The following is a 12,101-nucleotide window of genomic DNA, read 5'->3' on the forward strand; positions in this document are numbered from 1 at the left end:
TTAAAAAGTTACTCCAGCGTGAAGGATACAATTTGCATAGGGGGTGATCTCCCCTGTCCGCACCACCGCTTTGGCCTGTTTCAACTGATCTTTGAGTGCTTCATGAGTGAGAGAATCCATTTCGCCAAACCATTCGTTCATCCCTTCATGAACTGAGGGGTTCTGCTCCATTTCCTCTGCAACGGTGACACGTTCGACAACCATTTCTTCTTTCAATACCTCCACGACGTCAAGAAAAGAAGGAACCCCATGCTTTAAAGACAGGTCGATCTTTTTCACTCCGTCCGGCACGGGAAGCCCCGCATCAGCAACAACGATGGTATCGGTATGCCCGAGATCTGCAAAAACTTTGGATAGATGACTGTTCAAAATGCCGTGTCTTTTCATTCCGCGAGTCCCCTTTCTACTTCTTCCCGCCCAGGCATGCCGCCTTGGGCTCCAAACCCTGTAACGGACAAGGAAGCCGCTCGATTCGCGAAGCGCAGACTTTCTTTCAAGTCCATCCCTTCGGCTATTGCTGTTCCAAAGGCCGCATTGAATGTATCACCCGCGCCCGTGGTGTCTATGGGTTCAACAGGAAAGGAAGGAACGAGCACCTCTTCTTTTCCATCAAAATAGCGGACACCCGCTGCTCCTTCTGTAATGAACAGTTTATTAGGATGTTTCTTTAATACCGTAGCTAGTTCTTCGCCATGGAAAAGGAGGGCAGCTTCATGTTCATTCGGCGTAAGATAGCTCACTTGTTCCACGACCCGTTTAGGGATTTCCCTCGCTGGTGCGGGGTTCAATAGCAAAGGCACACCAAGTTCGTAACATAATTGGGCTGTTTCAATCACGGTTTCTTCAGGAACTTCCTGCTGGATCATCACAAGGTCACACGTTTCAATGAAGTCTCTCTTTTCTTTCACATAGGCAGAAGTGACGTGATCGTTGGCTCCTTTGACGACAACGATGCTGTTGTCTCCTTCCGCTAAAATAATGTGAGCCGTTCCACTTCTTTCATGTGTAACCGGTTCCACATAATCCGTCTGAACGCCATTCGATTTGAAATTATTTAAGATCGCTTCTCCGTAGGCGTCCTCTCCTACTCGGCCGATCATATACACGTCTGCTCCGAGACGGGCGGCGGCAACAGCCTGGTTCGCCCCTTTGCCTCCAGGTACGGTTTCAAAAGATTCACCAAGAACCGTTTCGCCCGCGCCCGGACGCCGCTTGGATGTCACAACTAAATCCATGGACGAGCTGCCGATCACAGCTATTTTGGGTTTTCTCATACGTTTCATTCCTTTCGTGTCGTCTTTCGTTCTATTAATTCCACAGGCATTTGAATGGTCTGTTCAACGCCTGGTTCTTTCTTTATCGTCCGTATCAACAGTTTTGCCGCTTCCCTTCCCATTTCATAGGCGGGCTGACGTATCGTGGAAAGCGTCGGATAGGACAAACGGCTTTGTGGAATATCGTCATAACCGATGATTTGTACATCCTCAGGAATACGCTTTCCTCGTTCCATAGCCTCATGAATGATCGCAATCCCGACAATGTCGTTACTCGCAATAATTCCATCTGTATCTGAAAACTTATCAAACAGTTCTTCTGCCCAACCCTGTGCCTCTTCAAAAGAATAGGAGGTCGTGGACAGTACAGAAAAATCAACATCCGCCTGACTCAGCTCTTCAATCGCTCCTTGGAAGCGGTCCTGTGCGGGCTTGATATTGGCCGGTCCTTTCACTAGCGTAATCCTTTCTGCTCCTTTTTCAATAAGGGTTTTCGCTGCCAGGCGACCACCCTCTCTTCCATCCGCGTAAACCGCTGGATAGTTTTCCGATGCCCGGTCCAGGAGGACGAGTGGCAGATCGAGAGCCTCATAAATTTTATAATCGACATGATTGGTTGCCGTAATGATTCCGACCACATTATTCTGGACGAACGTTTGTATATATTCCAGTTCCTTTTGAATATTTTCATCACTATTCCCAAGCAGAAGCCGATATCCAGCCTGGCTCAGTTCATCTTCCACACCTCTTGCCAGCTGTGGAAAGAACGGGTTCGTAATATCAGGTAAAAGCAGACCGATCAGACGGGACTCCCTTTTATAAAGAGAACGTGCCACTTCGTTCGGACTGTAGTTCAATTCAGCAATGGCTTCCATCACTTTCTTTCTCGTATCTGCTCCAACATAGCCATTATCGTTTAACACACGTGAAACGGTAGCCACTGAAACGCCTGCTTCACGTGCAACATCTTTGATTGTTACCATTCGTTCACCTCTGTGTGTAACCGGTTACAGATAAAGTACCACATCCTTGTAATCGTTTGCAAGAACTTTTTTATGGAGATGGAACATGTTTGATCATAAAATTGATATGATGAAACTCACAACCTATGAAAAGGAGCTCTTACATATGCTACGTGCCATCATTTTTGATATGGATGGAACCTTGTTCCAGACAGAAAAAATCCTTGAAGTATCACTTGTAGAAACGTTTGATCACTTGAGAGATTCATATGAATGGGAAGGAGAAACACCTCTTCAAAAGTACAAGGAAATCATGGGGGTTCCTCTCCCTACGGTGTGGAGAACCCTGCTCCCCCATCACTCGGAGGAGATCAGACACCAGGCAAACGTCTACTTTCTAGAAAAACTCATCCTCAACATTCAAAAAGGGAAAGGCGCGCTCTACCCTCATGTTGAAGAAACCCTTGAAGCGTTGCATAAAGAAGGATACTCCCTTTACATCGCCAGCAACGGTTTAATCGATTATTTGCAGGCCATCGTCGAATACTATCGTCTGGATCGCTGGGTGACAGAAACGTTCAGTATCGAGCAGATCGACTCGTTGGACAAAGTCGATTTGGTGGCGTCCATCCAGGAAAAATACGGCTTTAAACAAGGCGCAGTTGTCGGAGACCGTCTCTCAGATATTCAAGCCGCTGAGAAAAACGGTTTGACCTCTGTAGGTTGTCGGTTTGATTTTGCCCAAGAAGAGGAACTTGCTGAAGCCGATCATGTCATTGACGATTTTTCTTCACTGAACGAAGTAATACGAGTCATTGAAAAGTTGCACGTTTGACGGATACATAAAGAAAGCAGCTACCCTTGTCACAGGCAGCTGCTTTTTCATTGGATATCTGTAAATAGACCGCTCAAGTAATCAAGGTTCTCCTCTGTTCGTGCGTAAAGATACATGTCTCTTTTAAAAGGATTGTCTTGAATCGGTAAAAACACGACGCCCCGATATTCCACTTGCTGAACCATCATCTCTGGAAGGTAAGCAATCCCCATTCCAAGTGACACCAACCCCGCCATAGCGTGATACTGGGATTCTATCACATCACCTGTGAATTCATACTCACGCATGATCGTCCGCACCTTTTCAGATAAAGGACCCTCTGTCGGGATGATTTGAGTTTCCTCTAAACATTCCTCAAGCGTGACGGCCTGTTTTTCTGATAATGGAGAGGTTATGGGGATGTCAGCTATAAATTGATCTGTGAACAAATAGTAGGACCGTAGCGTCTTATACGCAGGTGTGTCCTGGATAATAGCTGCATCCATCTCGCCTTTCTCAAGTAATGGAAGAAGATCTTTACTATCATCTTTGATGACTGTCACATGAAGGTTCCCTCTTACCAGCTTATCGTAATACTTGGGCAGATAATAGGAAGTAAGCACAGGTGTGGAACCAAAACGGATGTGATCTTCATGGGACTGGTATTGTTTCACGGTTTGATGAATACGCCCGAATAACGGCGTCAGCTCCTCCACCATACCTTTTCCTTTTTCCGTAAGCTCTACACCATAGGAAGCTCTGTTGAAAAGGGAAAACCCAAGCTCTTCCTCCAACTTTCTCATCTGTTTGCTCAGTGCCGGTTGAGAAATATACAAAGCTTCTGCTGCTTTCGTGAAACTCCGTTGTTTGGCGACTTCGATAAAGGCGTTTAATTTCTGCAGCATTCTCTTACCCCTTTTCTGTATTTGTAGAATATCTCCATTATAACCTCAGGTTATGATGGTATGACAATTCGATTGTTCCTACTTCCTCCGGTTTCTTTTATTCTGAGAATAGAAGAAAGAAAAAAGGAGGACGGAATGATGAAAACCTATCTTTTATTAGGAATCTCCATTTTGTTTGAAGCTGCCGGGGCGACGGCGATGAAATATTCGGAAGGCTTTACGAATGTCACGGCCAGCCTTGTCGTCATTTTCTGCTATGCTCTTGCCGTTTCCTTCTATATATTTATTACTAAAAATCATGAAATCGGGATGATCAACGCCTTATGGTCGGGCGGTGGGACGCTGCTTGTCACATTATTAGGTGTTGGTTTGCTGGGGGAATCGGCGACGATGTCCAAACTTCTCGGACTGACGTTGATCCTGGCAGGAATGGTGGGCTTGACAGTACCAGGTAAAGAAAGGAGAGTATAACTATGGGTTATTTGATACTTTCTCTAGTATTTGCGACAATCGGCAACATTTCCGTGAAATTATCCTACGGTTTCAAGCGGCTTATCCCCAGCATTACAGCCTTTGTTTTCATTGGAGCATGCCTGTATTTTCTCACGCTGAGTGTCCAGACAATCGAAGTCGGCATCGCCTATGCCATTTGGAGCGGGGTCTCCATTATGGCCACCACGATCTTTGGAATCCTACTTTTCAATGAAAAAGCAAGCCGAAGAAAGTTCCTCTTTATCATTCTCATTATTCTTGGCGTGATGATTATTAAATAAAAGGAGAGAAGGGTTCCTGCAAAGGCCCTCTCTCCACTGTGAAGGAAGTCACTCTTTTTTTCGTTCAAGAATGCGATCCACTTTTTCTTCCACTCTGTCCAGCTGACTCTTCCTTCTTTTTGTCGAAAGGAAGATCGCAACGACCCCTATGATCACGCCGATAAAAATAGCAAAAAACAAAAGTTGTGCGACCATATCCCCTATAACGAAACTTCCTGCATTCTCCACTTCCAAACTCCCCCTTTTATTTCTATCGTTATTCTATGTACTCCAAATCCAGTGTCTCTTCCTTTTCTCCCCATTCAATCGTAACCTGGATCTCGTGATCTTTTCTGGTCACCGCACATCCAGAGCAGAAGTTCCCCATTTGTTGAACCATCCCATCATTTAACAAGACGTAATCACCTTCTCTACCACCGGTAGGACTATCCAGGGTGTAGTTGATGTTTTCCGGAGCTTCACCTTCCCCTACATACGTGATGTGAAGACTTGTCGATTCACTGTCTTCTGATTTTACATCCGCGATGTATTCGACCTCCCAATTCTCGCTTTCTTCTTGAAAATGCAAGGTTTTCTGCCCTAGACATCCGGTTAGTACCACCGCGGTCATGAAAAAGAAAATAAACGTGAGATACTTCATGCAATTGCCTCCCTTCTCATTATTCATATGCACTGAGGACACATCCCCATTTAAAAAATCCGGTCGGCCGATGGAGATAACTTCCTCACCTGCTTCAAATAGTGCGTCATGTTTTCATCCTCATCGTTTCGATAGGTGAAAGAAAACTCATCCGCTACATGACCAGCAAGCGTGCGGAATAAATGACCGGCGGCAAACAATGCATTCCAGATGTGTTCCGGGTCTCCATCCGCATAAGTCGCTTCATACATCGTCCAATATTTTTCAGGCAGGAGCTTCTTAAAATAATTCCCGACCTTCCCTGTCGACACAATAAAATCTGTCTGGATCCCAATATACCAGGAAACCATCTGATCCAAGTCCCTGCGGATGACACACTCCAGCATGAACTGCGCATAAGGAACCTCATCTCGCCACAAGCTTTTCGCTACGTTCTGCTGACACCACCAGAAGTTGTTGCAGCAGGCGAGGTACTCCACCTCCGTCGGCTTCTGCACATGATAATCTTCATCTGTCGCATCAGGAATATCAGGCAGACAATCATCCTTATCCATCAAAGGCACTGTAAGCTTGTCCTCCCCGTAGTGCTCCTGCATATGCGGAAGGGTTTCGATATGTAAATCGATCCGGTTGCCATCCGTAAAGAGCATCAAATAACCATAAAAGTCCGCAAAGTCCCCATCTTTGCCCTGATCATTTTTATCCGGTTCCTGCATCATTAGCCTCTCACCGAAGACATCCACCCAACGCTCATCTTCCAAAAAAGAAGCCGTTTCCGTCACAACGTAGACAATGTCGTAATCCTGAAAAAGATCTTCTTCCAGTGTAGGATTGGTTCTTGAACCATTCATGTAAACCGCCCGGATTCGTTCATCTTTCTCAGCGACAGTCAAAATCAGATCCATCATTTCCTTTTCTGATCGCATCCTTTGCTCTCTCCCCTTTACAGTCCATCTCTATGATCCAAATAATCCTCGTATCGTTCCTCCCACTCTCGTCTTTTCATTTCTATATATACACTTTTCTTCAGGCTCATCCATGATAAAACCGAGAAGAACAAATAAATGAAATATGGATTTTCCTGCTGGATGATCCTTCCCTTCATACGCAATCCTCCTTAATTCAAAGCATAGTTTTTTCCACCTTTTCAATAATAAAAGAAAAAGGAGGTGCTGAGATGAACAGACGTCTCCTATGGCTATTGGCTTTGAACCTTTTTCTTTTCTTCCTGATCAGCTGGGGTGTCATGACAAACCGCACCTTCCTCACGGCTATGGATGAATGGGGTATGAACGCTAAAGCTGATCCAGCCGAACAAACCACCATACAAATCGCTCGTTTCTTCTCGATAGCGACCGAATACAAAATCTGTCTCACTACCGGCTTTATCATTTCTTTTCTATTCATTTATTTGAACAAGTACCGCATCAGCTTTTTCATCCTGTTAGGGGCGGCATGCACCAAGCTCATCAGCATGGGGTTAAAAAATTCCTTTGACCGCGAGCGTCCACCCGGCCCTTCTTTCGTCTCTGTCCACGGGGAAGCTTTCCCAAGTGCGCATATGATTTACGCAGTCTTCCTGACAGGCATCATTTATATTCTCATTTCCATTTATTTTAAAGGAAAGCGGCAGGAAATTTTTATGCTGGGTGGCTTTCTAGTTGTTGGAATGGTTGGATGGTCCCGCGTACATCTCGGCACTCATTATTTAAGTGATGTACTAGGTGGCTTTTTTATCGGAGTCGTGTGGTTGCTAGTGTTGTATCTTTTATCACAAAAGAAGTATTCTAATGATGTTCCGAGGGGAGATTCTTGATGATGTGCTCTACGATGTCCTCCACACCCAACGTTCCATCGACGATGAGATCGGCATCGGGTTTGATGGAATGAAGCATTTCTAAATAAGCTTTTCTCCCACCATTCAAATAGTGGTTCAACTCTTCCTCTACGCCTTGCTTATCCTCATCACGAATCAAACGCCTCGCCATAGCGATATCCAGTGGTGTATCAATAAAAACCGAATAGTCAATCCATGGCTTCATTCTTTCATGCTTATAAGAAAATGGGTAATCAAGGATGAGGAAAGGAGCATGTTGGGCTGATTGAATATCCTCCATCAGCGGATCCAGTTCCCATTGATGATAGTCCGGTCCATCCTCCACCCATTCGGTGATGTTTTCCGGTGCACCTTCAAAATCATACGAATCAAAGAAAAGCGCTTGTGCCCCAGCTAAACGATCTTTGAGCTTTTTCGTAATTGTCGTCTTTCCGCCAACTGAAACAGCTGCCACTGCAATCACCATTGGTTTAGTCATTGGTGCTTCTTCCTGATTTTCAAAACTACTCTTCGTCCTCCTTGGTCTCGCACGGCTCCATCTCCTCATGATAGAATCAAAGGATAATATTCCCTTAGAAAATATTAACACAAAGGAGAGTACATATGTCTCTGAAGGAAGAACTGAAAGCATTAGAAAACCAACACCTACAGTTGAGCACCCGCGAATCCACAGAAAAGCTAGATCACCTATTGGCCGATGACTTCTGGGAGATCGGAAGTTCCGGCGTTCCTTATGATAAAAAGTTCTGCCTGGATCAAGGCGTCGTACTGACTGAAATGACGCTCCACCATTATGAAATCCAGTCTCTATCAGAGGATACGTCACTCGCAACGTATTATGTCGAGGACACGACAAGAAGCAGAAATACTCTCCGGAGCTCCATTTGGAAAAAGATCGATGGACGCTGGCAATTGTATTTTCACCAAGGAACCATTACGGATTTACAAAAGGATGAGTATAAAGAAAGGCGTGGACGTTGATCATGTCATTACCTTCCAGTCAAAAGTCCTTTTTAAAGCCATATACGTTTGTACGTTTAGAGTGATGGGTACAACATAGGAAGAATTTTGAAGAATGGGAGGTTTCGCTATGGGGGCAAAGTCCCTTCATTCTAATCGAAATCATGCTAAAAAAAGTAACCTATGGTCCGGAGTCTTGTTCGGAATCGGCCTTGCTGCATTTATCGACGAAACGATTTTCCACCAACTTCTGAGATGGCACCACTTTTACGATCAATCCACCACAGACATCGGACTGATTTCAGACGGATTGTTTCACGCATTCAGCTGGTTCGCAACCATTGGAGGTCTTTTTCTCTTTGCCGACTTAAAACGGAGAAATGGCTTATCACTGAAGCGCTGGTGGGGAGGCGTTCTGCTCGGGGCAGGATCTTTCCAATTGTATGACGGGATCATCCAGCATAAACTGATGCGTCTGCACCAGATCCGTTATGTAGAAAATGTGATCGTTTACGACCTTGTATGGAACATATCTGCTGTGCTTATGATTGCTGCCGGTTTATTCCTTCTGAAGCGGACTAAGAAAAAAGGAGCCCCTTCCCATGCATGAGCAACACACAAGTGAGGGTGGACTTCTTTTTGACTTCATTTTGTCGTTTCCTTTCCTGCTTGCCATCCTTTTTTACATAGGAGCGGGCTTGGTGTCCAATCGTTCTCCTCATCTGCAGACATGGCCGGCTTGGCGATATGTTTTTTGGACCATCGGAGTGTTGTGTGCAGGTGTAGCTGTCATTGGCCCGCTTGCAGACCAAGCGCGCATCGATTTCCGCGCCCATATGATGGGGCATCTGCTGTTAGGCATGCTCGCCCCGCTCCTGCTCGTTCTTGCTGCACCGATGACCCTGTTGCTAAGAACGCTGCCCGTTTCTGCTGCCAAAAAGATTTCCCTTTTCCTGAGAAGCTATTATGTACGCCTCATCAGTCACCCGATCACAGCATCCATCCTTAACATTGGCGGATTATGGGTCCTATACACGACCGACTTATATCACATCATGCATAACAGCCTATGGATTCATGTACTCGTCCATCTGCATGTGTTCCTGGCCGGTTACCTTTTTACAATGGCCTTGATTTATATCGACCCTGTCGCTCATCGCTACAGCTATCTTTACCGGGCCATCGTGTTCATCATCGCTCTTGCCGGACACGGAATCCTCTCGAAATACTTGTATGCCTCTCCGCCTGAAGGAGTCAGTCAGAACCAGGCCGAGGCAGGGTCCATGCTTATGTATTACGGGGGCGATGCCATTGACGCCGTTCTAATTTTCATTCTCTGTTTGCAGTGGTACAAAGCTGCTCAACCGAATAAGAGACTGGCAGCTAGTCAATGAAGGACCTACCATATTTTATCTAATCGAGCTGCATAAAAAGAAATGGCTTTTTGGTACTTTTTCACCCAGGGACTATCCGCATGAGAACCAAGGATACTCAGCAATTGTTCCACCGCTAGTGACGACTGTTCCAAGTTATATAAGGTCATCGCGTGGAAAACCTGAATCACGGGATTGCCTGGAAATTCCTGCCCTCCCTTTTCCAGGACTTCCTTCGCTTCATAATACTTGCCAGTGCACCGTAAACTGCTTCCCCACTGAATATAGGTCTGAATTCTAAGGTCGCCTTGAATTCCATGGTCAATGGCTTTCTCATAAAAGGGGATAGCTTCCTGCTCCATCCCCTGTGCATCATGGGAGACTGCACACAAATAGTTCAATTCTGCGTTTTCGCCTTCCTGTTTCAAGCGGTCCAATGCTTCCAATCTAGCTTTCCCGACCTCACCTTCATCCAATAAGATCTGAATTTGATTCATAAAATCCCCCTTCCTTCCTGTATTAATTGATATATTCTTCATTTGGTTGATATCTTTTGATTTTAATTGATATATTTTTAATTCAGCCGATAAAATTCAATTTTAGCCGATATCCCAACAACTCAGAGCTTCTGCAGATGATCGATCCAGGCATCAAGTCTCCTGCGATCCCCAGGTCCTTCCAGCAACTTATCGTAAATCCGGTACCCTTCTACATCGTGATCACGCAACCAGTTCAGCGACTTTTTCGGACCGAGGTACCAGCGGCCGATCATCTCAAAATAAATTTCAAGACTTTCCTTCACAAGCCAGTGAAAGCGATAGCGGCCTTCCATATCCCCTTTTCTCGAACGTATCTTCATCTTGGTCAGCCAATCTTTCAGAAACTGCTTCTCTTTTGGTTTCAAAGGCGCCGGACCCTCGTTGAAGATGGAATCAATCTCAGACATCCAAGACTTCGCCCGGTCGTAATCATCAACAAGCACATCCGCGCGGTGGACTTTCAAAAAGTCGGCCGGGTTTTTCATATCATCGGTTTTGTGGACCCAAACATCAAGAAGCTTACCGCTGAACGTTTCCACTTTATTCTGCGTTTCCAGCTCATCCGAAAAACCAATCAAATCGACATCGCTTTCATTCGTAGCATCGCCCGTTTGATAGGAACCGTATAAAAATACGGTATGACACTTATACGTCTCTCTCATATGTTGGGTTACTTTTTCTATAAATGGTTCCCGTTCCATCGCTTCATTTCCCCTTTTCTTCTACTATCAGGATGAACTTCTCAATCTTACAAACTTCCTTTTCCCGACTTGAATCACTGCCCCGTCAGTAACAAGTAACTTTTGATTGGTATCCGTCACTTTCTCCTGATTGATCCTAATGCCACCATTCTTGATCATCCTTCTCCCTTCACTTTTGGAAGGTAAAAGTCCGAGTTCCTTAACGAGATCGACAACGAGTAGTTCCTCGTCTCCTTCCCACATCACTTCAGGAATTTCATCTGGCATCGCTTTTTTCTGAAAAACGTTGATGAACTGCTCGCGACTTTGGCGGGCCGCTTCCTTACCATGAAGCATTTCAACAAAAGAAGCGGCAAGCTTCATTTTGGCATCTCGCGGGTGAAGCGTCCCTTCATCAAGACTCCGTTTCACTTCGTGCACTTCCTGAATGGATAAGGGAGACACGAGCTCAAAATATTTCATGATCAACGCATCAGGGAGCGACATCGTTTTTCCGAAAATGTCCTGCGGCCGCTCATCCACGCCGATGTAATTGCCCTTCGACTTCGACATTTTCTCCACACCATCAAGTCCCTCAATCAACGGCATCAACAGGACGACTTGCTTTTCCTTCCCGTAATGCTCCTGAACCTGACGGCCGAACAACACATTGAATTCCTGATCGGTTCCTCCGAGTTCAATATCTGACTCCAGAGCGTACGAATCGTACCCCTGCATCACGGGGTAGAAAAATTCGTGAAGATGGATTGGCTTATTTTCCTTGTATCGGTTGTGAAAATCATTACGCTCAAGCATTCTCGCTACGGTCACCGTACTCGCGAGCTTCAAAACTTCTGAGAACCCTACCCTGGAAAGCCATTTCGAGTTATAATGCAGCTCCACTTTTTCCATGTCGATCACTTTACCGAACTGCTCGAAGTAGGTCTTCGCATTATGCTTCACCTCGTCATCCGTCAAAGCCGTCCGGGCGATTGACTTGCCCGTCGGATCCCCAATCTTCCCTGTGAAATCCCCGATGATCAGCTGAACCGTGTGCCCGAATTTCTGGAACTGCTTCAGCTTATTCAATACAACGGTATGACCAAGGTGGACATCCGGTGCGGTCGGATCAAGCCCCAACTTCACTTTCAGCGGCTGCGCATTTTTAATCGACTTCGCAATCTTTTCTTTGAACTCATCTTCTGGAATGATGGAGGATACACCATAAGATAAAACCTCCCATTGTTTTTCCAGTTCTCTTTTTTGCCCATCATTCAATTGTTCGATCATCTTACAGCCCTCCATTTTTTAGAATATAAAAAAGACACGCCCCATCATGGGACG

The 12,101-nt window shown here is 45.4% G+C and carries 19 protein-coding genes and 1 other annotated feature (1 of these 20 running past the window's edge); of the genes, 7 read left to right on the forward strand and 12 right to left on the reverse strand.

All coding sequences use genetic code 11. The features are described from left to right. The 3 genes from rbsD to GLV98_RS10640 are packed head-to-tail and all read right to left on the reverse strand — an operon-like array spanning position 1 to position 2,257. Positions 1-387, reverse strand: coding sequence for a D-ribose pyranase (rbsD, locus tag GLV98_RS10630; protein ID WP_160914909.1), 387 nt, complete (start codon positions 385-387; stop codon positions 1-3). Next, positions 384-1,274, reverse strand: coding sequence for a ribokinase (rbsK, locus tag GLV98_RS10635; RefSeq protein WP_160914911.1), 891 nt, complete (start codon positions 1,272-1,274; stop codon positions 384-386). The genes rbsD and rbsK overlap by 4 nt, the downstream gene beginning before the upstream one ends. 5 nt (positions 1,275-1,279) lie before the next feature. Next, positions 1,280-2,257, reverse strand: a complete 978-nt coding sequence (locus GLV98_RS10640; protein ID WP_160914913.1) for a LacI family DNA-binding transcriptional regulator — start codon at positions 2,255-2,257, stop codon at positions 1,280-1,282. A 145-nt stretch (positions 2,258-2,402) separates the two neighbouring features. Between GLV98_RS10640 and GLV98_RS10645 the strand changes: the two genes are divergently transcribed. Beyond that, the gene (locus tag GLV98_RS10645; protein ID WP_160915336.1) at positions 2,403-3,071 is read left to right on the forward strand and encodes an HAD hydrolase-like protein; all 669 of its coding nucleotides are present in this window, start codon (positions 2,403-2,405) and stop codon (positions 3,069-3,071) included. Between the two features lie 47 nt (positions 3,072-3,118). Here the strand turns inward: GLV98_RS10645 and GLV98_RS10650 are convergent, their stop codons facing one another. Then, the gene (locus GLV98_RS10650; RefSeq protein ID WP_160914915.1) at positions 3,119-3,955 is read right to left on the reverse strand and encodes a LysR family transcriptional regulator; all 837 of its coding nucleotides are present in this window, start codon (positions 3,953-3,955) and stop codon (positions 3,119-3,121) included. 138 nt (positions 3,956-4,093) lie between these two features. On the opposite strand from GLV98_RS10650, the gene GLV98_RS10655 reads away from it, so the two are divergent. Then, a complete protein-coding gene (locus tag GLV98_RS10655) occupies positions 4,094-4,426 on the forward strand; it encodes a DMT family transporter (RefSeq protein ID WP_237417111.1) in 333 nt (110 codons plus the stop codon). A gap of 2 nt (positions 4,427-4,428) precedes the next feature. Beyond that, positions 4,429-4,728 (forward strand): DMT family transporter, encoded by a 300-nt coding sequence (locus GLV98_RS10660; protein ID WP_160914919.1) that lies wholly within the window; start codon positions 4,429-4,431, stop codon positions 4,726-4,728. 48 nt (positions 4,729-4,776) lie between these two features. Here the strand turns inward: GLV98_RS10660 and GLV98_RS10665 are convergent, their stop codons facing one another. Genes GLV98_RS10665 through GLV98_RS10680 form a run of 4 tightly spaced genes read right to left on the reverse strand, consistent with a single transcriptional unit; the run spans position 4,777 to position 6,473 of the window. Then, positions 4,777-4,956, reverse strand: a complete 180-nt coding sequence (locus tag GLV98_RS10665) for a hypothetical protein (RefSeq protein WP_160914921.1) — start codon at positions 4,954-4,956, stop codon at positions 4,777-4,779. Between the two features lie 28 nt (positions 4,957-4,984). Next, positions 4,985-5,368: a hypothetical protein gene (locus GLV98_RS10670; RefSeq protein WP_160914923.1), complete on the reverse strand. Its 384-nt coding sequence runs from the start codon at positions 5,366-5,368 to the stop codon at positions 4,985-4,987. Positions 5,369-5,418: 50 nt separating this feature from the next. After that, positions 5,419-6,294 carry an aminoglycoside 6-adenylyltransferase gene (locus GLV98_RS10675; RefSeq protein ID WP_160914926.1) on the reverse strand — a complete coding sequence of 292 codons (876 nt, stop codon included), beginning with the start codon at positions 6,292-6,294 and terminating at the stop codon, positions 5,419-5,421. Between the two features lie 17 nt (positions 6,295-6,311). Continuing rightward, a complete protein-coding gene (locus tag GLV98_RS10680) occupies positions 6,312-6,473 on the reverse strand; it encodes a hypothetical protein (protein WP_160914928.1) in 162 nt (53 codons plus the stop codon). Between the two features lie 72 nt (positions 6,474-6,545). Between GLV98_RS10680 and GLV98_RS10685 the strand changes: the two genes are divergently transcribed. Continuing rightward, the gene (locus tag GLV98_RS10685) at positions 6,546-7,184 is read left to right on the forward strand and encodes a phosphatase PAP2 family protein (protein WP_160914930.1); all 639 of its coding nucleotides are present in this window, start codon (positions 6,546-6,548) and stop codon (positions 7,182-7,184) included. On the opposite strand, the gene GLV98_RS10690 is transcribed toward GLV98_RS10685, so the two are convergent. After that, on the reverse strand, positions 7,156-7,683 hold the full coding sequence (locus GLV98_RS10690; protein WP_160914932.1) for a hypothetical protein: 528 nt from the start codon (positions 7,681-7,683) through the stop codon (positions 7,156-7,158). The two genes, GLV98_RS10685 and GLV98_RS10690, sit on opposite strands and share 29 nt — an antisense overlap. 125 nt (positions 7,684-7,808) lie before the next feature. Here GLV98_RS10690 and GLV98_RS10695 point away from each other — a divergent pair, with 125 nt between their 5' ends. From GLV98_RS10695 to GLV98_RS10705, 3 genes are all read left to right on the forward strand, one after another. Further along, the gene (locus GLV98_RS10695) at positions 7,809-8,186 is read left to right on the forward strand and encodes a DUF4440 domain-containing protein (protein ID WP_160914934.1); all 378 of its coding nucleotides are present in this window, start codon (positions 7,809-7,811) and stop codon (positions 8,184-8,186) included. 109 nt (positions 8,187-8,295) lie between these two features. Then, a complete protein-coding gene (locus GLV98_RS10700) occupies positions 8,296-8,775 on the forward strand; it encodes a DUF2243 domain-containing protein (protein ID WP_160914937.1) in 480 nt (159 codons plus the stop codon). After that, a complete protein-coding gene (locus GLV98_RS10705; protein ID WP_160914939.1) occupies positions 8,768-9,559 on the forward strand; it encodes a cytochrome c oxidase assembly protein in 792 nt (263 codons plus the stop codon). Before GLV98_RS10700 ends, GLV98_RS10705 begins: the two co-directional genes overlap by 8 nt. Before the next feature lie 5 nt (positions 9,560-9,564). Here GLV98_RS10705 and GLV98_RS10710 read toward each other — a convergent pair whose 3' ends face one another. From GLV98_RS10710 to tyrS, 3 genes are all read right to left on the reverse strand, one after another. Next, positions 9,565-10,035 (reverse strand): tetratricopeptide repeat protein, encoded by a 471-nt coding sequence (locus tag GLV98_RS10710; protein ID WP_160914941.1) that lies wholly within the window; start codon positions 10,033-10,035, stop codon positions 9,565-9,567. 122 nt (positions 10,036-10,157) lie between these two features. Next, positions 10,158-10,778, reverse strand: coding sequence for a nucleotidyltransferase domain-containing protein (locus tag GLV98_RS10715; RefSeq protein WP_160914943.1), 621 nt, complete (start codon positions 10,776-10,778; stop codon positions 10,158-10,160). A 27-nt stretch (positions 10,779-10,805) separates the two neighbouring features. Next, on the reverse strand, positions 10,806-12,047 hold the full coding sequence (gene tyrS / locus GLV98_RS10720; RefSeq protein WP_237417112.1) for a tyrosine--tRNA ligase: 1,242 nt from the start codon (positions 12,045-12,047) through the stop codon (positions 10,806-10,808). 44 nt (positions 12,048-12,091) lie between these two features. Beyond that, positions 12,092-12,101, reverse strand: a binding site (T-box leader); it runs 216 nt beyond the window's last position.

It is taken from the genome of Halobacillus litoralis (assembly GCF_009856415.1).
In the GTDB taxonomy this organism is placed as follows: domain Bacteria; phylum Bacillota; class Bacilli; order Bacillales; family Halobacillaceae; genus Halobacillus; species Halobacillus litoralis_C.